This window comes from Streptomyces coeruleorubidus (genome assembly GCF_028885415.1).
Taxonomy (GTDB): Bacteria; Actinomycetota; Actinomycetes; order Streptomycetales; family Streptomycetaceae; genus Streptomyces; species Streptomyces coeruleorubidus_A.
In genome coordinates, this window is sequence record NZ_CP118527.1 from 4870057 (window position 1) to 4895091 (window position 25035).

Below are 25035 nucleotides of genomic sequence, written 5' to 3' on the forward strand. Positions count from 1 at the left end.
ACGTGGATGGGGCTCTGTTTCACGTGAAACAGAGCCCCATCCACGTCACCGTCTAACCGATCCCACGCCAACCCTCCGGGTCGACCCCACCCGGCACCGGAGCCCCTTCGTCGTACGGCTGACGCGTGAACACGAACGAACCGAGGTCCAGATGGCTCACGGATCCGTCCGGCCGCCGTACGGCCTTCAGCAGCTCTCCGGCGTAGTAACCCTCCAGTCCGGTCCAGGTGCCATCGCCGTTCGGGCGGAACCGCGAGCGTCGCCCGTTGCCGGACAGCGGCTCCAGCGAGGCGAGCCCGTCGGCCGTGAGCCGCAGGGCGAAGGCATACGTGCCCCAATACCACTGGCCCGTCAGCTCCAGCATCGACGGGTCGACATCACGCAGTGGCTTCCACGGGGCGGGGATGCGCGGCTCCGCCTCGGCGACGATACACACGAGATCGGCGGCGACACCGGATACCAGCGGTCCCGAGGTGCAGTTGGCCATCACGACCGCCGCCACGTCGTCCTCCACGCTGATGCTCACATTCGCCAGGAAGCCCGGCAGGGATCCGCTGTGCCCCACGAGCAGCCGGCCGTGCCGGCGCTGAATCTGCATGCCGAGGCCGTAGGCGTCACCGGACATCACGTCCGCGGCTTCCGCAGGCGCCGCCGGGGTCCGCATCTCCCGCAGGGACTCGGCGCTCAGCACCCTCTCGTCGCCCTTCACCAGGAAGGCCGCGAACCGGGCCAGGTCTGCCGTGGTCGACCAGAGTTGACCAGCGGGCGCCATACGACCGAGGTCCTCGGCGGGCTCGGGCAGCAGCACGTCGACCCAGGGGTGCACGGCCCAACCGCCCGCGTGCGGGGCCTGCGGTCGCACATCGGTCCGATCGAGCCCCAGTGGTTCGAGCACTTCACGCCGTAGTGCCTCCTCCCAGGAGGTCCCCCGCAGCTCCTCCACGAGCGCGCCCAGCAACGTGTAGCCGGGGTTCGAGTAGTGATGCCGTCGGCCGACGGGGTGCGGGAGAGGCTGCTCACCGAGCACGTCGGACAGTTCCGGCCGCAGGGACCCGGGTGTGCGCTCCCACCACGGACCGGGCGACTCGGCCGCCAGCCCGCCCGTGTGCGCGAGCAGTTCGGCGATCGTGGCCTCCCCCGCACCGGTGCCCGGCACGTACTTCTCCAGTGGATCCCCGAGGCCGAGGAGCCCCTCGTCCCGCAGGCGCATCACGAGAACGGCGGTGAAGGTCTTGGTGATCGAGCCGATGCGGTACTGGACGTGCTCGTCGGGCTCTTGCCCGTCCACCGATGTCCGGGCGCCGTGCCACACCGCCCGCCCGTCCCGGACGACGGCCGCGACCAGCGACGGGGCCCTCCCCTGCGCCTGAGCCACGGCGATCCGGTGCAGCAGCGCACGACTCGTTGCGGGAAGCAGCTCTTCCTGAGGTGTCGTCATGGTCCAAGTCCACCTGGCCCGGCCCGGCGAGTCGACCTCATTTCGCCGTCGGCTGTAGGTTCTCGCTTTCGGTGTCATATGCCGACGCTGTGACCTGGACGTCCCTCTTCAGTCTCACGACGTGTCCGCCGGCGGCTGTCTCAGACTGGTGTCATTTCCTCAGACTGTCCAGCAGGCTGCACCGCTGCCCAGGGGCGTCACGAACCTGCTTCGACACCCATCCGTTCCATCCGCTCGCACACGGTTACTGCTCGCTCGATGCGGCGTCCAACTTCCGCCGGTCGTGGAGCCCTTGGCCTGTGTGTGAGGAGCCGTTGCCCCGCGGGCCCGCTCGCCTGTTTCCAGGTTCGTTCAAGATTTGTTTATCTCAATCCACGAAGCTGAGCCGGCAACCTCTCGAAGGAACCGGAAGGGATCACATGCGAGCTGCACGGTTAACCGCAGGATCGACGGCCCTCGTCACCGCTGCGCTTGGGCTGATGGTGGCAACCGCTAGCCCCGCCTCCGCCGACGGCACGTGGGCCTATTACGGCACCAAGAACCCGATCACTTCCAGTGCCAGCACATGGCGCTGCGGCCCCACCGAATCGGTCAACGCTCTAGACGACGTGTATGCGCAGGTCTGCGCGGTCAGGACGGTAGAACGGGACGGCGCACAGGCTGCGGTGATCATACGTAACAACTCAAACAAGATCCAGTCCGCCAAAGCATCGATGAGCCTGTGGAACGCGGCTGATAACAGCCAGGCCGGTTGGTGGGGTTGCGGCTCCACAGGACTCACGCCCAACGCGTGGACGGTGTGCTTCGGGAATACTCTCAACCCCAAGTTCGCTACGGTGTACGCGGATGGGGCCGTCAACGGTAGCGATTTCCTCGTACGGTCACCAAATGTCTGAGCCTGAGCTCGCCAAGGTGGCACGAATCAGGCCCGGTGCCCAACGTCCTGTACGGCCGCCGGGCTGAGCAGATCGTGACGTACGCGGTCACTGCCATCTGACGACGTGGCCCCTGGCGATACGCTGGGGGCTTTCGTCATAGGGGCGGGGATGAACGGGCCAGACATCGAAGAGGCGCGACGCCTCCTCCGTGAAGCGGACACTGCTGACTCGTTCGGCACGTTGGACGCGGACGGCTGGGAGGACCTGGGCCGCCGCCTGGCGAAGGCCCTTCAACTGGATGACGCCCGCGTGGCGGAGAAGATGCCTTGGGCCCTGTGGGGCTATGCCATCGGGGCCCGCGAGGATCGCGAAGAGGACTGATGGCGTCCCCGTACCGGGAAGCTCACCTCCTCCTCGGGCGGCCCGGCTGAGACCCGGCAGGGCGGAGTTGAGCGCCGTTCTTCAGCAGTGCGAGACGGACGGTGGCGAGGCTGGTCCCCTCGCGGTCGGCGATGACCTGCAGCGAAAGGCAGTCTTGTTCGTACCAGGTGCGCCACTGCTCTACGCGGGTGGCGGTGTGCTGGGTGCGGCGAAACCGTGGTGGGCTCCAGTCGACGGGGTGCTGGGAGAGCAAGTAAGCGACGTGGGCGGTGTTGGTGTCCAGGGTGCGCGCGACGTGTGCGATGGAGAAGTTGCTGCCCGGTACGGCCTGGTGGAGCTGGGCGGCGCTGATGCTGTCCGGGTCGGGCCCGGGGAGCACGAGATGGAGGAGTGTGCGGGTGGGGAGCCGCGGCGCCCACTGGATGGGCTCGTCGATGCCGTGCTCGTCGAGGAGTGCGCGTGCGGTGTGATGCAGCAGTTGGGCCTCGGCGGGCAGGATCCGCCAGCAAAAGCGCTGGTACTGCTGGCGTTGAGAGCTGGTGGCGGGGGCGATGTCCGGGTGTGCGAGGTGCGCGGGCGAGCCGGTTAGTGTCTGGAAGATCCAGCGTTGGGCGTGCGCGGCATGTAGGCCGGGGCACGAGCGCAGTCGCCGCTGCAGCTTCAGCCAGGTCTGGGGGTCGATGAAACGGGAGCGGGCGGTGAACAGGGCGCGGCGGCGTGCGTAGTCGATGGGGGCGCCGTGCGCATCGAGGTGGTCGGCCAGAAGGATCAGTACGCGCAGGACGTCGGCGCAGTCGCTGCGGTGGGTGAGGTCGGCGAGGAGCGTGGACACGTTGTGGCTGCTGACAGTAGTGCCGGTCATGCGCGTCGCGGCGCGGATCGAGGTGGTGTTGCCGGCCACCAGGCAGGCGACGGTGAGGAGTTCGTCGGCGCGTTGGGCCACGGGCTTGCCGCTGGCACGGCGGGGGGACAGGCGCAGGGTCCATTCGGGCCACAGGGCGGTCGGAAGCATGCAGACCCTGGAGTCCTGGTTGGTCGGGGGGCGGGTGGAGTGGACGGCGGTGCGGTGGCGCAGGCGCGCCACCGGCATCAGCTTGGTCTCCCGGCTGCAGCGCAGGCCGGCTTCGAGTGCGGGCGAGATCGTGCCGCCGAGGGCGACGACGCTGGCGGGGTGGAGCGGGCGGCCGGTGGCGGCCACGCGGTCGGTCAGCCACTGCACGGCCCGGGCCGCGGTGCGGATGTTCTTGGCGCGCAGGATGCGGGTCGCTGCCGTGACCGCCACGGCAGCGGCAGCGGCGTCGCCGGGGGCGTAGTAGCTGTGCAGATCGATGCGCCGGATGATCGGCGCGCGCTGCGGGTCAGCGGGCAGAGGGTTGGCGCGGTAGCGCTCGAGACGGGCCACGACTTCGGGCGGGGCCACCGGGTGCAGGTCGCTGGATGTCGCGTGGCTGAGGACCAGCGCCCCCAGACTCTTCACATCGCGCAGTAGCACCCTCAAAGGCGCGCCGCCTGGCCCGTACAGCGGCCAGCGCACCATGCGACCTGGGGCCGCAAGGACGGTGTCGAGGAGGTGTTGGGTCTCTTCCAGGGCCCCGTCGGGAGCGATGGCGGTGACCGGGGTGTCGGCCAGGGGGTGGTGGCAGCGAGGGGGCCGTGGTCCGCCGCCTGGCGCCGCGCTCGAGCACAGCCCCGGACGGGGCGTTTCTGGCCGGGGGTGAGCGCGGAGGCGGGGGATGCGCCGGCAGGCCGGACAGCGATCGGCCAGCAGCACATGATGCCGGGCGCAGGCGAAGGACCAGCCCAGGCGCCAGGTCACTGGCCAGCGTCCGCCGTTGTCCGCCAGGCAGGCGGGGCAGAACCGGGACCCTGCCCGGCCCCACAGCACCTGTCGGTGCACCCGCCGCTGTTCGGGCGAGATCACCACCGCATGCCCGTCGAAGGGTTGAAGGGTCATCGCCACGAGAACGTCTTCGGTGACACCGGTGACCTCGGCGATGGCGGCCAGCTCGTCGGGGGTGGCCAGGGTGGTCCAGCGCGGCAGCACTGGGGCGGCCAGTGCTGGGTCGCGGTTCGGGAGGCCGAGTGCGCTGAGCACGTCCATGAATGGGCAGTTCAGGCGGGCGGCGAGGAACTCCAGCCAGGAGTCCAGGGCCTCGCCGGGATACGGCGCGCACCGGATCGGCAAGGACCGCCGCCCGGTTTTCACCCGGCGGCCCGCCCACTACGCGGACGGCTGGTGGCCCACCGTGCATGAAGTGCGTATTCGAGTTCTCTGCGGGCTTGTTCGGCTGCCTCATCGTTCTTGACCTGGTCGAGCAGACCCCGGGTGAGGCGTTCAGTGCCGGTGCGCTGGGCGCGCTGACAGCCGCGGTTGATCAACGTCATCAGGGAGCCGATGTGCCCGGTTGAGCGGGCAAAGAGATAGTCCGACAAGTCATCGGCGAGCATGCCGGGGTAGGTGCCGGCCAGGACGATGCGCTGTTCCAGGGCCAGGATCAGTTGTCGCCAGTGGCGGCGGCCCTGCTCGGTGTCGATGGTGAAGGGCGGCATGCCCAGGCGGGTGGTGCGCCGGCCGGTCTGGGCCAGGACTGTCTCGCCAGCGGACTCGCCCTCGCTGAACAGGCCCTTGTCCGCGAGTCCCACGCCGACCTTGAGGAGGGTGACCGGGAACTCGTTGGCGATCCACTTGAGGTGATTGCTGACCTCGATGCCGCTGGTCTTGCGCCATTTGAGGAAGTGCAGGTCGTCCAGGATCAGCAGACGGACCTCGCAGGACAACACGCAGTCCAGGGCCTGGAGGCCGAACTGGGCGGCGGTGGAGGTTCGGCGTCCTGGGTGGCCGAAGAACTCCAGCATGGCCCGGTTGAGGTCCTTCATTCCGGTATTGCCGGTGAGCCCCACCCGGCACACCGGCCATCGCTCGTGCCCCTGTGCAGTGAACGCGCCGTATTCGGCGATCTCCCGGCGGTGGAACTCCCGGGCGAAGGCGAGAACGGCGGTGGTCTTGCCCAAGCCTGGGAAGGCGTCGACAGCTACGGCCCCTTTCGCCTTGTCGCCGTCCTGAAGATTGCTGTCCAGGATGTCCCACAAGTCCCCATGCAGCGCGGCCAGTTGAGGGGTACGGATCGGTCCCAGGTTGGCGTGCCACTCCCGCCGGGCACGGTCGTAGGCGGCCCGCGCCCTCTCGTTCAGGGCTCGGAGCATCTTCTGGTTCAGCCGCTCGGGCTGGGTACGGCGCGGCGCGTCGACGAAGGTCTTGAAGTCCTCCTTGCGCGACAGCGCCAGGTTGCTCAGCCTGGGCGGGCCAGCCGAACTCACACGTCCTCCAGGGCGTCCGCGTAGAAGTCGTCCTCGGCGGCGAAGCACTCCAGATCGGCTACGTCGTCATCACCCACCGCGGCCACCGGTTCGGGTACGTCTTCTTTCGCCGCCTCGGCCTGACCCAGGGCTGTGCGTACGGACGTAAGCGAGGCGACCGTCGCCGTACCGGTATCCGGAAGGTCGAGGGCGGCCTGTTCGCGCGAGACCCTCAGCGCCATGCGGCGCTCGGCGAGCGTGGTCCCCAGCCCGAGATTCCAGCGCTCCAGCAGGTCGGCGACCGCGAGCCGGTCGTCGGGATAGCGGTACTTCGCGGCAGCCAACTTCCGCGCGAACAGAAGAGCGTCCTCGCTCAGAGGCATGTGGACCGAGGGCGCGTGTTCCCAGGTCAGGGTGTGCCAGACGCGGGTGCCGGGGTCGCGGAAGTAGATCCGGGTGACATCATCCGGGGCAACCTGGAACGGCCAGCCGTTCTTCACCTGGCTGTCGTACGGGCTGCGGATGCCCGGCTTGGGCAGGCCGGGACCGTTGTAGCGGCGGCGGCCGATCTCGACGCCGTAGTGCTGGATCGTGCGCCACTTCGTGGGCAGGAACTCGAAGGCGAGATCCCGGTCGCGGGGGGCCTCGATGTAGCCGGCCCTCGCCATGCCGTGCTCGAACATCTGCGCCGGGGACATCCGCAGCCCCGGAACCCCCGGGTCGACCAGACCCGTGTGCGGCCTGCAGTGATAGACCACCGCGGTCCACTCCCTGATGATCGACTCCAACTCGTCGAGGAAGAAGAACGCCTCGTCCTCCGGATGCTCGCCGCGGCAGTGGATGTCGGGGCCCTTGTAGCCGGGCAGCGCCTCCAGCAGTCCCTCTCGCAGGGTGCGGAAGTAGCGTTCCGCCGGTCCCTTGTCCCGGCCGGTGCGCAGCCGGGCGGGCTGGATCGAGATCGCCATCCGGCGGCAGACGCTGGTCAGATGCCCCGAGACATAGACCTTGCCGTGATCGACCACGAGTGTCTCGGGCACCAGCGGCGGCGAGGCCAACCCGGGACCGGTCGCTCCTTCGACGTCGACCAGGACCGTGCGCGGGATGCCGTGCTCGGGCCAGACCGCATGGCGCGGCCATTCCCACCCCGCCGGCCGCGGGCGGAAGCACTGGTAGAGCACCGCGCTGACATCCACGGCCTTGGTCGAGACCGGGGTGAGCCGGAGGCCGGTGATGCATCGGGTGTACCAGTCCATCGCGATAGTCAGCTCGGCCTGCACCCAGCGCAAGGTGAGCGGGTCGAAGGCGAACACGTCCAGCCGGGTGGTGTCCATCAGCACGTACTCGCCCGGCCGCGTCGGCCGCAGCTTCCCATACGGCCCCTCCGGCCGGTCGGCGATGTCCCTGTTCCGCTTCGTGCTCAGCCGGAACAGCGGATGCCGCCCCTCCAACTCGGCCAGGATCCGAAACGCCGTCGCCCGGCTCGGCTGCGGCACCACAGCCGGACCGAACCGGGCGATCACCCGGGCCCGCGTCCGCTCGATCACCAGCGTCCGCGACGGCTTCGACTGACCGGTGTGCTCGACCATTACCTCCACTGCGGTCTCCGCCCACCGCTCGTCGCCCGAGAGCCACGGTCGTCCCGACCGCCTTCGCTTCGGCGCCAGCCCAGCCTCACCGTGCTGCCGAAAGTCGGCGACCCACTGCTTCACCGTGCGGACGGACACACCGAGTTCCTCGGCTTTGGCCGCGTACTTTGATTCGGCCGGGCCACCGGGCGGGTACTGAGGGCGGGGCTCGCCGGTGCGGGCGAATTCGGCGTGCCCTGAGCGATATCCCGTCAGGACCTCGCGGACATGCCCCGCCCGCTCCACGACCTTGTGCCGTTCGTCCTCGCCCAGCTGGTCCAGCACTACCGAGGCGATCTCCTCGACCTCGTCGGGTGATGGCCCGGCCTGCTCGGGGATGATCTCCGCGCGGTCGGAGAACAGCAGCTCTTTCAGTGCCAGTCGGAGGACCCGCCCATGCGCGTCCTCAAGGACCACCTCGTTGCCCGCCGTCGTCGCGGCCAGTTCGACCACCTCGACGCTCTCCCCGTCGTAACGGAAACGCGTGCCAACCCCGACCCGGGCCCTTGCGCCGCTCATGCTGCCCTCCTCAATACCGCTGTGGGCCGCAGCGGGTGGGAAAGGTCGGTGCGCAGGCCATGCGTCCACAGCAGGTGGAAAGTCGCGGCCCGTACAAGAGATTCGGGCCTGTCAGGCAGCCGCCGTGCCGCCTGCCTGAGCGGGATGCCGTCGAGATCGACCTGGCGCAGCTCGTCCAAGAGCTCCGGGGCAAACAACCACCTGCGGCGATAGCCAGCCAGGAAGCGGATGTTTTCTAATTCCGTCTTGGGCGATTCGCTCCACACCTCGTACCGCCACCCGCGCGACTCCACCGCGCGTCGGGTCCACTCGAAGGTGGAGGCCACCACCGGCTCAGCCAGCGATCGCCGCGGCTTGACGTCCACCACCACGGGGCTCTGTTCAGTGACAAGGAGGTAGTCCGGGATGTGCTTGCGGACTTGCCCGTCCACCACGGCCTTCAGCAAGAAGGGCTGAGCAGTGATGCCGTGCACGAAGGGATCGAAGTCTGCGGACAATAGCCGCGCGAGCTCCAGTCGCGACTCGTAGATCACATGACCACCGGTCGTCGCCGACCAGTAGGTCCCCGAGTAGTGCCTCTGCCCCTTGTACCAGCGAAACGTCCGCCATGGGGCGGCCGAGGCCAGCAGGCGAACCGGAGCCGCAGTCCACGGCCGGTCCTCGACAACTTCACCAGCGTACTGACGAACACTTACCGTCATAGCGGAATCGTCCATGGCACGCTCCCCACCCGGGTGATGGCCCTTATTGCCACGATGCTCGTCCCTGGTGCAGAGATGAATACGAGCCGGAGACCGTCACCCGAAAGAGTGGATGCGCTGAACAGCGAGTCTCAACGTCGCTTCATATGTGCTGCTGATATGCAGTCGCGCCCGAGATTATGAAGCCGAACTTGAGATCCTACATCGGCACCGCCTCAGGTCTGCGCCATGTCCACGAACCGCGAGTAGTGACCCTGGAAGGCGACCGTGATCGTCGCCGTCGGGCCGTTTCGGTGCTTGGCCACGATCAGGTCGGCCTCGCCCGCGCGCGGCGACTCCTTCTCGTAGGCGTCCTCACGGTGGAGCAGGATGACCATGTCGGCGTCCTGCTCGATGGAACCGGACTCACGCAGGTCGGAGACCATCGGCTTCTTGTCCGTGCGCTGCTCGGGACCACGGTTCAGCTGGGAGAGCGCGATGACCGGGATCTCCAGCTCCTTGGCCAGCAGCTTGAGGTTACGGGACATGTCCGAGACCTCCTGCTGACGGCTCTCGGACCGCTTGGAACCACCGGACTGCATCAGCTGGAGGTAGTCGATGACCACCAGCCGGAGGTCGTTGCGCTGCTTGAGGCGGCGGCACTTGGCACGGATCTCCATCATCGACAGGTTCGGGGAGTCGTCGATGTAGAGCGGGGCCGCCGAGACGTCCGGCATCCGCCGGGCCAGGCGCGTCCAGTCCTCGTCCGTCATCGTGCCGGACCGCATGTGATGCAGAGCGACCCGGGCCTCGGCGGACAGCAGACGCATCGCGATCTCGTTGCGCCCCATTTCGAGCGAGAAGATCACGCTCGGCAGGTTGTTCTTGATCGAGGCGGCCCGCGCGAAGTCCAGCGCGAGCGTCGACTTACCCATGGCGGGACGCGCGGCGATGACGATCATCTGGCCCGGGTGCAGCCCGTTGGTGAGCGAGTCGAAGTCCGTGAACCCCGTGGGCACACCGGTCATCTCGCCGCTGCGCGAGCCGATCGCCTCGATCTCGTCGAGCGCGCCCTCCATGATGTCGCCGAGCGGCAGATAGTCCTCGCTGGTGCGCTGCTCGGTGACCGCGTAGACCTCCGCCTGGGCGCGGTTGACGATCTCGTCGACGTCGTCGTCGGCCGCGTATCCCATCTGCGTGATGCGCGTACCCGCCTCGACCAGGCGGCGCAGTACGGCCCGCTCGTGGACGATCTCCGCGTAGTAGGCGGCATTGGCGGCCGTGGGCACCGTCTGGACGAGGGTGTGCAGATACGAGGCCCCGCCGACCTTGTTGATCTCGCCGCGCTTGGTGAGTTCGGCGGCGATAGTGATGGGGTCGGCCGGCTCGCCCTTGGCGTAGACATCGAGGACGGCCTGGTAGATCGTCTCGTGGGCGGGCTTGTAGAAGTCGTGGCCCTTGAGGATCTCGACGACGTCGGCGATGGCGTCCTTGGAGAGCAGCATGCCGCCGAGGACGGACTGCTCTGCCTCGATGTCCTGCGGTGGTACTCGCTCGAACGCCGGGCCGGCGTCGCCGTCCCATGCCCCGCTGTCCCGGCCGCGCTCGTGCTGCTCGTCGCGGCCCCGGGCTCCGTCGCCACGTCGGCGGGAGGCGGGCAGACGATCACTGGGACCGCTGTCGGCCCACGGGTCGTCCAAGGGCTCGGAAATGCTCACCGAGCCACCTCCTCCCGTCCGCCGCAGCAGACCTCGCCGTGCCCCTCTTTTCTACGGCACGGCACTGACAAATGAGACGCCCAACTCCGGTTAGCCAGCGCCGGTTTTGTACTGATTTGAAAACCGGCGGACGGAGCGGGCGCCGGACCACGTTAGGCCTGTCGGCACCGTCAGCCAATCTGGTTATCCACAGGCCATGTGGACGACAGCCCAGATGCTGTGGAGAACTCCTCAAAACCTGTGCACGACCCGGTGGACAGGCCTGTGAACAAGCATCGAGCCGCCTCGAAGAGATGACTCTGACCTGCAGTTTTACCGTCCACCGGCTGTGCAGAAGAAAAACTTCCCCAACCGGCGCAAGATCGCTTCGAATGGTGCACAGCAGTGCGCACCGCTGGACGGAAGGTAAGGGGTGTAAAAGCTTTGCATCTCTTACCTGTGGACGATTAGATTGGTGCACATGACACAGGCCCCCGCGCGCCGCCGAGCCGGCCGGAGACAGCACGACCGAGAGATCGTCGCGTTGGCCGTGCCGGCCTTCGGCTCCCTCGTCGCCGAGCCGCTCTTCCTCATGGCCGACACCGCCATCGTGGGCCATCTGGGCACAGCCCAACTCGCCGGCCTCGGCGTCGCCTCCGCCCTGCTGATGACCGCCGTCAGCGTCTTCGTCTTCCTCGCCTACGCCACGACAGCGGCGGTCGCCCGTCGTGTCGGCGCAGGTGATCTCCAGGCCGCCATCCGTCAGGGCATGGACGGCATCTGGCTGGCACTGCTCCTCGGCGCTGCCGTCGTCGCCGTCCTCCTGCCGACGGCGTCCGCCGTCGTGGACCTCTTCGGCGCCTCGGACGCGGCGGCTCCCTACGCGATCACGTACCTGCGCATCTCCGCGCTCGGCATACCGGCCATGCTCATCGTCCTCGCCGCCACCGGAGTGCTGCGCGGCCTCCAGGACACCAAGACCCCTCTCTACGTGGCCATCGCCGGCTTCGTCGCCAACGGCGCTCTCAACGTGGGGCTCGTCTACGGCGCCGACCTGGGGATCGCCGGCTCCGCCTGGGGCACTGTCATCGCCCAGTGGGGAATGGCCGTGGTCTATCTCGCGGTGGTTCTGCGCGGTGCGCGCAAGCACGGTGCCTCGCTTCGCCCGGACGCCGCCGGGATCAGGGCCTCCGCACAGGCCGGTGTGCCCCTGCTGGTCCGCACTCTCTCCCTGCGGGCGATCCTGATGATCGCCACGGCGGTCGCCGCCCGTCTCGGGGATGCCGACATCGCCGCACACCAGATCATCCTGTCCCTGTGGAGCCTGCTCGCCTTCGCCCTAGACGCCATCGCCATCGCGGGACAGGCCATCATCGGGCGCTACCTCGGAGCCGGTGACGCACAAGGTGCCCGCGACGCATGCCGTCGCATGGTCGAGTGGGGGATCGCCGTCGGAGTCGTCCTGGGCGTTCTGGTCGTCATCACCCGCCCGGCGTTCCTGCCCCTGTTCACCAGTGACTCCGCGGTCAAGGACGTGGCACTGCCCGCCCTGCTCATCGTCGCCCTCTCACAGCCGATCTCCGGCATCGTCTTCGTCCTGGACGGAGTCCTGATGGGCGCCGGCGACGGCCCCTATCTGGCCTGGGCGATGCTGCTCACTCTGGCGGTCTTCACCCCAGTCGCTCTGCTGGTGCCGGTGCTGGGCGGTGGGCTCACCGCTCTCTGGGCCACCATGACGCTGATGATGACCGTGCGGATGCTGACGCTGTGGCTCCGGACCCGCTCGGGCCGCTGGATCGTGACGGGCGCGACCCGCTGACCCTCGGACTTGGTCCTCACTAACTGTTTCACGTGAAACGGCGATGGGGTCGCACCCCGAAGGGTGCGACCCCATCGCTCACTGCCTCAGCGAGCGCGGCACTCAGGCCGCGACGACCTCGATGTTGACCTTGGCGGCAACCTCGGGGTGCAGACGCACGGACGTCTCGTGAGCACCGAGCGTCTTGATCGGCGAGCCCAGCTCGATGCGGCGCTTGTCGACCTCGGGGCCACCGGAAGCCTTGATCGCGGAAGCGATGTCGGCTGGGGTGACGGAACCGAAGAGACGACCGGCGTCGCCGGAGCGGACAGCCAGGCGGACCTTGACGCCCTCGAGCTGGGCCTTCACCTGGTTGGCCTGCTCGATGGTCTGGATCTCGTGGATCTTGCGAGCACGACGGATCTGCTCGACGTCCTTCTCGCCACCCTTGGTCCAGCGGATAGCGAACTTCCGCGGGATCAGGTAGTTGCGAGCGTAACCGTCCTTGACGTCGACGACGTCGCCCGCGGCACCGAGGCCGGAGACCTCGTGGGTGAGGATGATCTTCATGTGTCGGTCACCCTTCCCTTATCGCGCGGTGGAGGTGTAGGGCAGCAGCGCCATCTCACGGCTGTTCTTGACGGCCGTGGCGACGTCACGCTGGTGCTGCGTGCAGTTGCCGGTCACGCGGCGGGCACGGATCTTGCCGCGGTCGGAAATGAACTTCCGCAGCATGTTCGTGTCCTTGTAGTCCACGTACGTGACCTTGTCCTTGCAGAAAGCGCAGACCTTCTTCTTCGGCTTGCGCACAGGCGGCTTCGCCATGGTGTATCTCCTGTGTGATCAAGAAGTTGGGGTGCGAGCCCGCCCTAGAAGGGGGGCTCGTCCGAGTAGCCGCCGCCCTGCTGGCCGCCGCCGGAGCCACCGCCCCAGCCGCCGCCACCGCCACCGCCCTGGTTGCCACCGGCGGGAGCGCCGGTCGCCCACGGGTCGTCAGCGGGAGCGCCGCCGCCCTGCTGGCCGCCACCGGGGCCGCCGCCCCAGCCGCCGCCACCCTGGCCGCCACCGCCACCGCCGCCGTAGCCGCCCTGGCCACCGCGGCCGGTGGTCTTGGTGACCTTGGCCGTGGCGTTGCGCAGGCTGGCGCCGACTTCCTCGACGTCCAGCTCGTAGACCGTGCGCTTGACGCCCTCACGGTCCTCGTAGGACCGCTGCTTCAGCCGGCCCTGCACGATGACGCGCATGCCTCGCTGGAGCGACTCGGCGACGTTCTCCGCCGCCTGACGCCAGACCGAGCAGGTCAGGAAGAGGCTCTCGCCGTCCTTCCACTCGTTCGTCTGGCGGTCGAAGGTGCGGGGAGTGGACGCGACACGGAACTTCGCGACGGCCGCACCGGAGGGGGTGAAGCGCAGCTCGGGGTCGTCGACAAGATTGCCGACCACCGTGATGACGGTCTCGCCTGCCATGGGGGAACCTCTCGGCGGGTTTGCTCTGGCTGCTTGCTACTCGAATCCCGGAATCAGCTGAGCGTGTGGGCTCAGTGCATCTCGGGACGGAGGACCTTGGTCCGGAGGACCGACTCGTTCAGGTTCATCTGGCGGTCGAGCTCCTTGACGACCGCAGGCTCGGCCTGCAGGTCGATGACCGAGTAGATGCCCTCAGGCTTCTTCTTGATCTCGTACGCGAGACGACGACGGCCCCAGGTGTCGACCTTCTCGACCTTTCCGCCGCCGTCACGGACGACAGAGAGGAAGTTCTCGATCAGCGGGGAGACAGCGCGCTCCTCGACGTCGGGGTCGAGGATGACCATCACCTCGTAGTGACGCATGTGGAACCCACCTCCTTTGGACTCAGCGGCCACGGTCGTTCCGTGGCAGGAGGGTTGTGATGCGTAGCAACGGTATCGGCCACCACTGACAGTCGGGGGTTCTGTGGAGAAACCCCTGCCGTGACATGGGCAGACACCGGTGCGGACGGTACAGAGTACCCGCACAGCGGCTTGCGGTTGAAATCCGGCCGCCAGGGCAGCCAATCTGTACACATCGGGTGTGTATGGCGCTACGATGCGCCGACTTTCGCAGGAGGTGCCCTATGGCACAGGCATTGCGACCCAACACCGCCGGCGGCCTCTTCGCCACGGACGGCAAGCCCCACCCCCTCCAGGACACCCTGCTCGCGGTGACCCTGGTGCTGGGCATCACGTCGTTCATCACGGCACTGGTCGACGAGGACCTGCATCTGCTGAGCTCCTGGACCGGCCTGGTGGGCATTCTCACCGGTGCGTACGGCCAGTGGGTCTCGGAGACGACGAGGGAGCGCTTCGGCCTGATCCTCGGCCTCGGTGCCGCGGGCGTCGGGTTCTTCCTGGGCATGGCGCACGGCGGTCTCTTCGGCGGTCTCATCGACTGACGCCAGGGACATCCTTCTGAACACCGGGTGACGCCCCGGCCGCCCACGGGCCGGGGCGAAGGTTCCGTACGCCCAACCGGCGCGCATCCAAGGCGCAGTAGGCTTCGCGCGAGAGCCGGAGCCCCTGACCCTATGGGGACACACCAGCCCGAGGAGCGCCCCGAAATGAGCCTGACCCTGAGGACCATCAGTCGCGAGCAGCATCTGGCCTACATCCAGAGCCTGCCGTCGGCGAGCCACATGCAGGTCCCGGCCTGGGCTGACGTCAAGGCGGAGTGGCGCTCCGAGAACCTCGGGTGGTTCGACGACAGGACGGGCGAGCTGGTCGGTGCGGGTCTGGTCCTCTACCGGCAGCTTCCCAAGATCAAGCGCTACCTCGCCTATCTGCCCGAGGGCCCGGTCATCAACTGGTTCGCGCCGAATCTCCAGGACTGGATCGAGCCGATGCTGGCGCACCTGAAGCAGCAGGGCGCCTTCTCGGTGAAGATGGGTCCGCCGGTGGTCATCCGGCGCTGGGAGGCCACCTCCATCAAGCAGGGCATCCAGAACCCCGACGTGAAGCGGCTGCGCGACATCGAGGCCGACCACATCGAGCCGCGCGCCTTCGAGGTCGCCGACAAGCTGCGCCGCATGGGCTGGCAGCAGGGCGAGGACGGCGGCGCCGGCTTCGGCGACGTCCAGCCCCGCTACGTCTTCCAGGTACCGCTGGCCAACCGCTCCCTGGAAGAGGTCCACAAGAACTTCAACCAGCTGTGGCGCCGCAACATCAAGAAGGCCGAGAAGGCCGGCGTCGAGGTCGTCCAGGGCGGCTACCAGGACCTCGAGGAATGGCAGCGGCTGTACGAGATCACGGCCGTGCGCGACCACTTCCGGCCGCGCCCGCTGTCGTACTTCCAGCGCATGTGGACGGCCCTCAACAGCGAGGACCCCAACCGCATGCGGCTGTACTTCGCCCGGCACAACGGCGTGAACCTCTCGGCGGCGACGATGCTGATCGTCGGCGGGCACGTCTGGTACTCCTACGGCGCCTCCGACAACATCGGCCGCGAGGTCCGGCCCTCGAACGCGATGCAGTGGCGGATGCTGCGCGACGCCTACGCGCTCGGCGCCACCGTCTACGACCTGCGCGGTATCTCCGACTCGCTGGACGAGACCGACCACCTCTTCGGCCTGATCCAGTTCAAGGTGGGCACGGGCGGGCAGGCCGCCGAGTACCTCGGCGAGTGGGACTTCCCGCTGAACAAGCTGCTGCACAAGGCGCTCGACATCTACATGTCGCGCCGCTGATGTCACCTTCAGTGCTTCCATACCTCTGATACACGGCAACCACGAGAAAGGTTCCAGGTCCGGCCATGGCGCTCACGCTCTACGTCGACACCGCGCGCTGGCGGGCGCACCACAAGCACGTGCAGGAGCAGTTCCCGGGCCTCGTGCCGGTCTGCAAGGGCAACGGCTACGGCTTCGGGCACGAGCGGCTGGCGGAGGAGGCCACACGGCTGGGCTCGGACGTCCTCGCCGTCGGCACGACGTACGAGGCCGCCCGGATCAAGGACTGGTTCGGCGGTGACCTGCTCGTGCTGACGCCGTACCGGCGCGGCGAGGAGCCCGTGCCCCTGCCGGACCGGGTCATCCGCTCGGTGTCGTCGATAGACGGCGTGTACGGCCTCGTCGGTGCCCGCGTGGTGATCGAGGTGATGTCCTCGATGAAGCGGCACGGCATCGGCGAGCAGGATCTGCCTCAGTTGCACGCCGCCATCGAGAACGTCCGCCTGGAAGGCTTCGCGATCCACCTCCCGCTGGACCGCACCGACGGCTCGGACGCGGTCGAGGAGGTCATCGGCTGGATGGACCGGCTGCGCGCCGCCCGGCTGCCTCTGCACACCATGTTCGTCAGCCACCTCAAGGCCGAGGAACTCATCCGGCTCCAGCAGCAGTTCCCGCAGACCCGGTTCCGTGCCCGCATCGGCACGCGGCTGTGGCTGGGGGACCACGATGCCACCGAGTACCGCGGGGCGGTCCTGGACGTCACGCGCGTGGCCAAGGGCGAGCGCTTCGGCTACCGCCAGCAGAAGGCGGCCTCCGACGGCTTCCTGGTGGTCGTGGCGGGCGGTACGTCGCACGGGGTGGGCCTGGAGGCCCCCAAGGCGCTGCACGGCGTCATGCCGCGTGCCAAGGGCGTCGCCCGGGCCGGCCTCGCGACGGTCAACCGGAACCTTTCTCCGTTCGTCTGGGGCGGCAAGCAGCGCTGGTTCGCCGAGCCGCCGCACATGCAGGTCTCGATCCTGTTCGTGCCCGCGGACGCGCCGGAGCCGAAGGTCGGCGAGGAGCTCGTGGCCCATCTGCGGCACACCACCACGCAGTTCGACCGGATCGTGGACCGCTGAGGGCACTCACCGACGGGTCCAGCACAGCAAGAAGGCCGTACACGGTTTCCCGTGTACGGCCTTTCGCGTCGTTCACTCAGAGCGAACCGCCCGTCGCGTCCCGCCTGCCCCACTCGACCTGGGGCCCGTCGAACTGAGCAGCCGCGCGCCGGGCGGGACGGGCCGCGGGGCCGAGGACGAAGACGTCCTGAGCGCCGTTGAGCACTCCGCCCGAGGGATCGTCCTCCCCGGACCGGCGGACAGGATCCCGCTCCGGCATGAAGATGTCGCGCACGACCATGACGCAGAGATACAGCGTGCCCAGCAGGTGCAGGCCGATGGCCCAGTGATAACCGTCGGTGGGCAGCCCCTTGTGGGCGTCTCCGCTGGTCGTGTACGCAAGGTACATCCAGATCCCCAGGAAGTAGGCCACCTCGCAGACCTGCCAGATCAGGAAGTCCCGCCACTTCGGCCGGGCCAGGGCGGCCAGGGGCACCAGCCACAGGACGTACTGCGGCGAGTAGACCTTGTTGGTGAGGATGAACGCCGCGACGATCAGGAAGGCCATCTGGGCGAACCGCGGGCGGCGTGGAGCCGTCAGCGCGAGCACCGCGACACCCGCGCAGCACACCAGCATCAGCAGCGTGGCGAGCGTGTTGACGGTGTCGGTGCTGAGCGGGTTGTCCGAGTTCTGGGCCATGATCAGCCAGAAGGAGCCGAAGTCGACGCCCCGTTCCTGGCTGAACGTGTAGAACTTCGACCAGCCCTCGAACGCGAAGAGCATCACCGGCCCGTTCACGACGACCCAGGCGATGATCGCACCGCCCAGGGCCGTCCCGAACTCACGCCACTTGCCCGCGCGCCAGCACAGCACCAGCAGCGGTCCGAGGATCAGGAAGGGATAGAGCTTGGCGGCCGTGGCGAGTCCCAGCAGGACACCGAAGGCGAGGGAGCGGCCGCGCGACCACATCAGCATCGCCGCGGCTGTCAGGGCGACCGCCAGCAGGTCCCAGTTGATGGTCGCCGTCAGCGCGGCGGCAGGCGCCAGGGCGACCAGCAGGCCGTCCCAGGGACGCCGGGCATGGGTGCGGGTCACGCAGACGGCGATGACGGACGCGCACACCATCAGCATCCCGGCGTTGACCATCCAGTACCACTGCTCCTGGTCCTGGATGCTGCCGCTGCCGGGCGTGAGCCAGGAGGCGACCTCCATGAAGACGCCGGTGAGCACCGGGTACTCCAGGTACTGCATATCGCCGGGGAGCTTGTCGAAGTACGGCACGAGCCCGTCGGCGAAGCCACGTCCCTGGTAGAGGTGCGGGATGTCCGAGTAGCACGCGTGCGTGTACTGGGAGCTGGCACCGAAGAACCAGGCGCCGTTGTAGCAGGGCGCCTTCTGGACCAGGCCGAGGGCGAACATGCCGATCGCCACCAGCGCGATCACCCGCACGGGAGTCCACCAGGACGCCCCGAGCAGGGCACGCCGCCCGAGCGGGCCGCCGATCAGCTCGCTGCCGGCCGCGGCGACCTCGTCCTCATGGGTCGGCCGCACCGGCTCCGGCTCGTGGACGCTCGCTTGCGTCGATTCTGCACTGGGCATGCCGCACATCCTGCCGTACGTGTCTGTCCATACGCCGAGGGCCGCCGCACCGGGTAGGTGCGGCGGCCCATGTTTCACGTGAAACACCTTCGCGTTTCACGTGAAACACCCAAGCCGGGCTATCGGTCGGCTATCCGGCGGGGCCTCCGAAGATGCCTCCGTTGCCGTTGCCTCTGGTGTTGCCGCCGGTCTCGCTGGTATCGCTTGGCAAGGGCGAGGGCGTCACGTCTCCGCCTGTACCTCCGCCGTTCTCCGTACCGCCGTCGTTCTCACACCCGAAGAACCCACAGGTGTCACTCGGCGACGGCGACGGAGACGTCGGAGTCTCGCTGGGCGTGGCGCTCGGCGACGAGGACGGGGTTTCGCTGGGCGTGATGCTCGGGGTCGGGGTCGGCGACGGAGCACCCAGCGCGTCCTGGATCTCGCCGATCTTCTCGGCCTCCGGGAAGCCGGGATCGGGCTTGCCCTTCAGCGCGGCCTTCATGTACTCGGTCCACACCTCGGTGGGAGTGTCACCACCGTGGATGGACGGCTCACCCGCCGTGCCGTTCATGGAGAGCAGCTTGGCGCTCTTGGGGTCCTCACGGAACATCGCGACCGAAGTCGACAGTTGCTGGGTGTAGCCGACGAACCAGGCCGACTTGTTCTCGTCCGTCGTACCGGTCTTGCCGGCCGCCGTACGGCCCAATGCCAGCGCGTTCTTACCCGTACCGTTCTGGATGACGTTCTCCAGGACGTTCGTGACGTTGTTCGCCACATTCTCGGGCATCGCCTGCGTGATGCGCGGCTTGTCGAAGCCTTCGACTTCTCGCCCGTTGAACTTGACGCTGGTCACCGAGTACGGGGCGGCCTGCTTGCCTGCGGCGGCGAACGTCGCGTAGGCGTCGGCCATGCGGATCGCACTGGGAGTCGACGTACCGAGCGCGAACGACGGGTTGAGGGTGGCGAAACTGGCGTCCAGGATGCCGGACTTCTCGGCCACGTCCCGCACGTTCCTCATCCCGACGTCCATGCCGAGCTGGACGAACGGGGTGTTGACGGACTGCTCCATCGCCTTACGCAAGGTGATGTAGCCCCACGGGCGGTCGCTCTCGTTCTTCTGGAAGAACGGTGTGTTGTCCTTCTTCATGACATAGGAGCCGTCGTTGTTCCTGACCTTGAGACGGTCATTGCCGTTGTACTTGCTGAGCGGCGAGAGGGGACCGTCGCTCCGGTAGGTGCCGTGCTCCATGGCGGCGGCGAGCACGAACGGCTTCCACGTCGAACCGACGGGGACACCCGAGGTGTCGGCGTTGTTGTTGAAGTGGCCCTTCTCGTAGCCCGCACCACCGTAGAGGGCGACGATCGCGCCGTCCTTGGGCTTCACCGACGCCGCGCCGAACTGGACGTGCTTGTCCAGCTCACGCTTCTCCGGCTGCAGTTTTTCCTTCTCGACCTTCTTGACGGCCTGGGCCAGCGCCTCGACCTTGTCCTTCTCGAAGGTCGTCTTGATCTGGTAGCCGCCTTGGTCGAACTCCCGCTCCGTGATGTTGGAGTGGTTCAGGACGTACTTCTTGGCCGTGTCCACCAGGTAGCTGATCTGGCCGCTCATACCCTTGGTCGCCTTGCGGCCCTGGGGCATGGGGTACCTCTTGATCGCCTCCTGGTACTTGGTGTCCGTCAGCTTCTTGTCTTTGTGCATCTGCTGGAGGATCCAGCTCCAGCGCACCTTGGACCGCTTGAGGTTGTCCTTGGCGTTCGCCGAGGTGTCGAGGCTCTCGTTGCCCGCGGGGTCGTAGTACGTCGGGCCCTTGAGCAGCGCGGCGAGGAAGGCGCACTCACTCGGCGTGAGCTCGTACGCGTCCTTGCCGTAATAGGTCTGTGCGGCAGCTTGGATGCCGTAGGCGCCACGGCCGTAGTACGAGGTGTTGAGGTACCCCTGGAGGATCTCGTCCTTGGTGAGCTTCGTGCCCACCTTGATCGAGATGAACATCTCCTTGAACTTACGGCTGACTGTCTGTTCCTGGCTCAGGTAGGTGTTCTTGACGAACTGCTGGGTGATCGTCGACCCACCCTGCGTGTCAGCGCCCCGGGCCATGTTCGCCAAGGCGCGGGCGATACCCATGGGGTCGACGCCTGAGTCCTGGTAGAACGTCTTGTTCTCGGCCGAGATCACCGCCTGCTGCATGGCCTTGGGGATCCGGTCGATCGTGACGTTCTGCCGGTTCTGGCCGCTGCCCGTCGCGACCATCTGCTTGCCGTTGGACCAGTAGTAGACGTTGTTCTGGGACCGGGCTGCCGCGTTCTCCTCGTTGGGGACGCCCACCATGGCGTACCCGATGCCGGCCACGGCCACCAGGCTGCCGAAGAAGCCGATACACAGACCGGAGACGAGCTTCCAGGACGGCAGCCATCGCTGCCAGCCGTACTTGCCGGCCCGCGGATAGTCGATCAGCCGCTTCCTGTCGGAGACGGCAGCCGCACGCCCTCGGCCCCGCCCGGGCCCCGTAGGCCCGACCGGGGCGGCGCGCCGGCCACCACGGCCCGGTTCGGCCGCTCTGCGGCGACCGCCTCCGGTGCCTCTCTGCGCCGCACGCCGGGCCTCGGCACGGCCGCCGTACGGACGCTCCTCACCCCCCGAGTCGTAGGAGCCCGACCCATAGGATTCGGACGGAGACCCGGTGGCGCCTCGCGGGGCCGCGCGGCGACCGGAGGACGAGCCGGACTGGCCGCGTCGGGCCGCGGCACGTCCGCCTCCCTGCGGCTGCGGCGGTTTGCGACGGTGCTCGCTCATCGAACGACTACTCCTCGGGCAGGCGCACCTTTGCGCGCCTGGAAACGGCGGCTGGTTTCCGGTCCCCCCGAAGTACGGATGCGGTCGGCCCCGCATTCATCGGTCCCGCATGCACCCGTACTACACCGAAGACGACGACGCTCTCAGGCGTCACTTGGTTCCCGGTGATGTGCATGGCGCACAGACTACGCACCGCCAAAACCTGCCGAGGCCTGAAGTTCACCTCAAATCAGGCAACTCGCGTCCGATGAATCGGTGATGTGATCCCGTTCACCACACCCCCTCTTGTCGCATCCGGAAGGCCGTTCTATCGTCGTGATGTATCGAGTCGATACATCAGCGCGACACATCGGGCCGACACATCGACCTGAGACCTCGGACCGAGACATCGGGTACCGCGACAGAGAGGAGGCGACGATGAGCCGGCGTTCCGGGATCCTCGAGTTCGCCGTACTCGGCCTGCTCCGCGAATCTCCGATGCACGGCTACGAGCTGCGCAAACGACTCAACACGTCACTGGGTGTATTCCGTGCGTTCAGCTACGGGACCCTTTATCCCTGCCTCAAGACGCTGGTCGCCAACGGCTGGCTGATCGAGGAGCCGGGGAACGACACCGAGGCCGCTCCCCTCACCGGCCGCCGAGCCAAGATCGTCTACCGGTTGACGGCGGAGGGTAAGGAGCACTTCGAGCAGTTGCTCTCGCAGACCGGGCCCGACGCGTACGAGGACGAGACATTCGCCGCCCGTTTCGCTTTCTTCGGGCAAACCTCACGCGATGTGCGCATGCGCGTGCTGGAGGGCCGCCGGAGCCGGCTGGAGGAGCGCCTGGAGAAGATGCGCCTCTCCCTGGCCCGGACCCGGGAGCGCCTCGACGACTACACGCTTGAGCTCCAGCGCCACGGGATGGAGTCCGTGGAGCGCGAAGTGCGCTGGCTGAACGAGCTCATCGAGAGCGAGCGGGCGGGGCGGGACCTGAAGGATTCCGCCTCGGGGGAGCCCGGTTCGCGTGACACCACATCTGGAGCGTCGGGCGGCCTGCCCCGGACCGGGGACGACCCCCGTCCGGATACGCCCGACGACACCGCCACGTGAGAGCCCGCTGAAGGGCCTCACTCGTACACACAGGGAGCAACCGGAATGGGTTCGGTTCGCGTAGCCATCGTCGGTGTGGGCAACTGCGCCGCATCGCTGGTGCAGGGAGTCGAGTACTACAAGGACGCCGATCCGGCGGCCAGGGTGCCGGGCCTGATGCACGTCCAGTTCGGCGACTACCACGTCCGCGACGTCGAGTTCGTCGCCGCGTTCGACGTGGACGCCAAGAAGGTCGGCCTCGACCTGGCGGACGCCATCGGCGCCTCCGAGAACAACACCATCAAGATCTGCGACGTACCCAGCACCGGTGTGACGGTCCAGCGCGGCCACACCCTCGACGGCCTCGGCAAGTACTACCGCGAGACCATCGAGGAGTCCGCCGAGGAGCCGGTCGACGTCGTCCAGGTCCTCAAGGACAAGCAGGTCGACGTCCTCGTCTGCTACCTGCCCGTCGGTTCGGAGGACGCGGCGAAGTTCTACGCCCAGTGCGCCATCGACGCCAAGGTCGCCTTCGTCAACGCCCTTCCGGTCTTCATCGCCGGCACCAAGGAGTGGGCGGACAAGTTCACCGAGGCGGGCGTCCCGATCGTCGGCGACGACATCAAGTCCCAGGTCGGCGCCACCATCACGCACCGCGTCATGGCCAAGCTGTTCGAGGACCGGGGCGTCATCCTGGACCGCACGATGCAGCTGAACGTCGGCGGCAACATGGACTTCAAGAACATGCTCGAGCGCGACCGCCTCGAGTCGAAGAAGATCTCCAAGACGCAGGCCGTCACCTCCCAGATCCGCGACCGCGACCTGGGTGAGGGCAACGTCCACATCGGCCCGTCCGACTATGTCGCCTGGCTGGACGACCGCAAGTGGGCCTACGTCCGCCTCGAGGGCCGCGCCTTCGGTGACGTCCCGCTGAACCTGGAGTACAAGCTGGAGGTCTGGGACTCCCCGAACTCCGCCGGCGTCATCATCGACGCCCTGCGCGCCGCGAAGATCGCCAAGGACCGCGGCATCGGCGGTCCCGTGCTCTCCGCGTCGAGCTACTTCATGAAGTCCCCGCCCGTCCAGTACTTCGACGACGAGGCCCGCGAGAACGTCGAGAAGTTCATCAAGGGTGAGGTCGAGCGCTGAGGCGCCGCAACCAGTCGCTCCTGCCAGGGCTGTGAGGGTCCCCGGGTCGTACGACTCGGGGACCTTCTCCGTATGTGAGGCTGTGCCCCATGGCCGTCGTCCGTGACCTGCGTGTCCTGTTGCGCTTCCAGGGCTTCAGGCGCCTGCTCGGCGTGCGCCTGCTCTCCCAGGGCGCCGACGGCGTCTACCAGGTCGCACTCGCCGCGTACGTGGTCTTCTCCCCGGAGAAGCAGACCTCGGCAGCCGCGGTCGCCTCCGCGATGGCCGTGCTGCTGCTCCCGTACTCCCTGGTCGGCCCCTTCGCCGGTGCCCTGCTGGACCGCTGGCGGCGCCGCCAGGTCCTGCTGTACGGCAGCCTGCTGCGCGCGCTGCTGGCTTCCGCCACGGCCCTGCTGATACTCAGTCCGGCTCCGGACTGGCTCTTCTACGTCTCCGCCCTGTGCGTCACCGCCGTCAACCGTTTCGTCCTCTCCGGCCTGTCCGCCGCCCTGCCCCGCGTCGTCGACGCCGAGCGCCTCGTCATCGCCAACTCCCTCTCCCCGACCGCCGGGACGCTGGCGGCGACAGCGGGCGGAGGTGTCGCCTTCGTCGTCCGCCTGGTCGTGGCGGACTCCGATGCCGCCGTGGTGCTCGTGGGAGCCGTGCTGTATCTGTGCGCGGCCCTGGCGTCGCTCAGCATGGCGCGAGAACTCCTCGGCCCCGACCGGAGCTTGGTGCGCGAGCGGATCGGGACGGCTCTCAAGAGCACCGCTCGCGACCTGGTGGCGGGCGTACGTCACCTGGCCGCGCCGCCGCGCCGGGAAGCGGCCTGGGCGCTCGCGGCGATGGCGCTGATGCGCTTCTGCTACGGCGCCCTGCTGGTGATGCTGCTGATGCTCTGCCGGTACGCGCTCACCACGACCCCGGACGACGGACTCGCCCTGCTGGGGCTGGCGTTGGGCTTCTCCGGCGCCGGCTTCTTCGCGGCGGCCGTGGTGACGCCCTGGACCGCCGGACGGCTCGGGCCGGGCCGCTGGATCGTCGTGTGCGCGGGAGCCGCCGCGCTGCTGGAGCCCGCTCTCGGGCTGCCGTTCGCCACGGCCCCTCTGCTGGCCGCGGCCTTCGTCCTGGGTCTGACCACCCAGGGGGCGAAGATCTCCACGGACACGATCGTCCAGTCCTCCGTCGAGGACGGCTTCCGTGGCCGGATCTTCTCGGTCTACGACGTCCTTTTCAACGTCGCTTTCGTCGGTGCCGCCGCCGTCGCCGCCCTGATGCTGCCGCCGGACGGCCGATCCGTGCCGCTGGTGATCACGATCGCCGTTATCTACGCGGCAGTAGCTATGGCTATGGGCCGGTTTGGCCGCCAGTAAGTGTC

General features: G+C 68.0%; 21 protein-coding genes. 9 read left to right on the plus strand and 12 right to left on the minus strand.

The window, feature by feature from the left end:
• Nucleotides 1-52: 52 nt before the first annotated feature.
• A complete protein-coding gene (locus tag PV963_RS22680) occupies nucleotides 53-1438 on the minus strand; it encodes a serine hydrolase domain-containing protein (RefSeq protein WP_274817583.1) in 1386 nt (461 codons plus the stop codon).
• A 479-nt stretch (nucleotides 1439-1917) separates the two neighbouring features.
• On the opposite strand from PV963_RS22680, the gene PV963_RS22685 reads away from it, so the two are divergent.
• Nucleotides 1918-2334 (plus strand): hypothetical protein, encoded by a 417-nt coding sequence (locus PV963_RS22685; protein WP_274817584.1) that lies wholly within the window; start codon nucleotides 1918-1920, stop codon nucleotides 2332-2334.
• A 150-nt stretch (nucleotides 2335-2484) separates the two neighbouring features.
• Nucleotides 2485-2697 (plus strand): hypothetical protein, encoded by a 213-nt coding sequence (locus PV963_RS22690; protein WP_274817585.1) that lies wholly within the window; start codon nucleotides 2485-2487, stop codon nucleotides 2695-2697.
• Between the two features lie 22 nt (nucleotides 2698-2719).
• Here PV963_RS22690 and PV963_RS22695 read toward each other — a convergent pair whose 3' ends face one another.
• The 5 genes from PV963_RS22695 to dnaB all read right to left on the minus strand — a co-directional run bounded on the left by PV963_RS22695 (nucleotide 2720) and on the right by dnaB (nucleotide 10536).
• Nucleotides 2720-4882, minus strand: coding sequence for a TniQ family protein (locus PV963_RS22695; RefSeq protein WP_274817586.1), 2163 nt, complete (start codon nucleotides 4880-4882; stop codon nucleotides 2720-2722).
• A 17-nt stretch (nucleotides 4883-4899) separates the two neighbouring features.
• Nucleotides 4900-6015, minus strand: coding sequence for an AAA family ATPase (locus PV963_RS22700; RefSeq protein WP_274817587.1), 1116 nt, complete (start codon nucleotides 6013-6015; stop codon nucleotides 4900-4902).
• Nucleotides 6012-8138, minus strand: a complete 2127-nt coding sequence (locus PV963_RS22705) for a helix-turn-helix domain-containing protein (protein ID WP_274817588.1) — start codon at nucleotides 8136-8138, stop codon at nucleotides 6012-6014. Before PV963_RS22705 ends, PV963_RS22700 begins: the two co-directional genes overlap by 4 nt.
• Nucleotides 8135-8854 carry a TnsA-like heteromeric transposase endonuclease subunit gene (locus PV963_RS22710; protein ID WP_274817589.1) on the minus strand — a complete coding sequence of 240 codons (720 nt, stop codon included), beginning with the start codon at nucleotides 8852-8854 and terminating at the stop codon, nucleotides 8135-8137. The genes PV963_RS22705 and PV963_RS22710 overlap by 4 nt, the downstream gene beginning before the upstream one ends.
• Nucleotides 8855-9054: 200 nt before the next feature.
• Complete coding sequence (gene dnaB, locus PV963_RS22715; protein WP_274817590.1) at nucleotides 9055-10536, minus strand: replicative DNA helicase; 1482 nt, start codon at nucleotides 10534-10536, stop codon at nucleotides 9055-9057.
• Nucleotides 10537-10996: 460 nt separating this feature from the next.
• On the opposite strand from dnaB, the gene PV963_RS22720 reads away from it, so the two are divergent.
• Nucleotides 10997-12334 (plus strand): MATE family efflux transporter, encoded by a 1338-nt coding sequence (locus tag PV963_RS22720; RefSeq protein WP_274817591.1) that lies wholly within the window; start codon nucleotides 10997-10999, stop codon nucleotides 12332-12334.
• Between the two features lie 102 nt (nucleotides 12335-12436).
• Here PV963_RS22720 and rplI read toward each other — a convergent pair whose 3' ends face one another.
• The 4 genes from rplI to rpsF all read right to left on the minus strand — a co-directional run bounded on the left by rplI (nucleotide 12437) and on the right by rpsF (nucleotide 14141).
• The gene (gene rplI, locus PV963_RS22725; protein WP_010032778.1) at nucleotides 12437-12883 is read right to left on the minus strand and encodes a 50S ribosomal protein L9; all 447 of its coding nucleotides are present in this window, start codon (nucleotides 12881-12883) and stop codon (nucleotides 12437-12439) included.
• A gap of 18 nt (nucleotides 12884-12901) precedes the next feature.
• Complete coding sequence (gene rpsR / locus PV963_RS22730) at nucleotides 12902-13138, minus strand: 30S ribosomal protein S18 (RefSeq protein WP_003949403.1); 237 nt, start codon at nucleotides 13136-13138, stop codon at nucleotides 12902-12904.
• A 44-nt stretch (nucleotides 13139-13182) separates the two neighbouring features.
• A complete protein-coding gene (locus PV963_RS22735) occupies nucleotides 13183-13779 on the minus strand; it encodes a single-stranded DNA-binding protein (RefSeq protein WP_274817592.1) in 597 nt (198 codons plus the stop codon).
• A 71-nt stretch (nucleotides 13780-13850) separates the two neighbouring features.
• On the minus strand, nucleotides 13851-14141 hold the full coding sequence (gene rpsF / locus PV963_RS22740) for a 30S ribosomal protein S6 (protein WP_030237450.1): 291 nt from the start codon (nucleotides 14139-14141) through the stop codon (nucleotides 13851-13853).
• A gap of 263 nt (nucleotides 14142-14404) precedes the next feature.
• Here rpsF and PV963_RS22745 point away from each other — a divergent pair, with 263 nt between their 5' ends.
• The 3 genes from PV963_RS22745 (at nucleotide 14405) to PV963_RS22755 (ending at nucleotide 17106) form a co-directional block, all read left to right on the plus strand.
• Complete coding sequence (locus PV963_RS22745) at nucleotides 14405-14722, plus strand: hypothetical protein (RefSeq protein WP_274817593.1); 318 nt, start codon at nucleotides 14405-14407, stop codon at nucleotides 14720-14722.
• A gap of 165 nt (nucleotides 14723-14887) precedes the next feature.
• A complete protein-coding gene (gene femX, locus PV963_RS22750) occupies nucleotides 14888-16009 on the plus strand; it encodes a peptidoglycan bridge formation glycyltransferase FemX (RefSeq protein WP_274817594.1) in 1122 nt (373 codons plus the stop codon).
• Nucleotides 16010-16074: 65 nt separating this feature from the next.
• Nucleotides 16075-17106: an alanine racemase gene (locus tag PV963_RS22755; protein WP_274817595.1), complete on the plus strand. Its 1032-nt coding sequence runs from the start codon at nucleotides 16075-16077 to the stop codon at nucleotides 17104-17106.
• Nucleotides 17107-17182: 76 nt separating this feature from the next.
• Here the strand turns inward: PV963_RS22755 and PV963_RS22760 are convergent, their stop codons facing one another.
• Nucleotides 17183-18694 (minus strand): glycosyltransferase family 87 protein, encoded by a 1512-nt coding sequence (locus PV963_RS22760; RefSeq protein ID WP_274822097.1) that lies wholly within the window; start codon nucleotides 18692-18694, stop codon nucleotides 17183-17185.
• Nucleotides 18695-18815: 121 nt separating this feature from the next.
• Complete coding sequence (locus PV963_RS22765; RefSeq protein WP_274817596.1) at nucleotides 18816-21458, minus strand: transglycosylase domain-containing protein; 2643 nt, start codon at nucleotides 21456-21458, stop codon at nucleotides 18816-18818.
• Nucleotides 21459-21875: 417 nt separating this feature from the next.
• On the opposite strand from PV963_RS22765, the gene PV963_RS22770 reads away from it, so the two are divergent.
• The 3 genes from PV963_RS22770 (at nucleotide 21876) to PV963_RS22780 (ending at nucleotide 25030) form a co-directional block, all read left to right on the plus strand.
• Nucleotides 21876-22550: a PadR family transcriptional regulator gene (locus tag PV963_RS22770; protein WP_274817597.1), complete on the plus strand. Its 675-nt coding sequence runs from the start codon at nucleotides 21876-21878 to the stop codon at nucleotides 22548-22550.
• A 45-nt stretch (nucleotides 22551-22595) separates the two neighbouring features.
• Entirely contained in the window at nucleotides 22596-23678 is a 1083-nt protein-coding gene (locus PV963_RS22775) for an inositol-3-phosphate synthase (protein WP_274817598.1), read from the plus strand.
• An 89-nt stretch (nucleotides 23679-23767) separates the two neighbouring features.
• On the plus strand, nucleotides 23768-25030 hold the full coding sequence (locus tag PV963_RS22780; protein WP_274817599.1) for an MFS transporter: 1263 nt from the start codon (nucleotides 23768-23770) through the stop codon (nucleotides 25028-25030).
• Nucleotides 25031-25035: the final 5 nt, after the last annotated feature.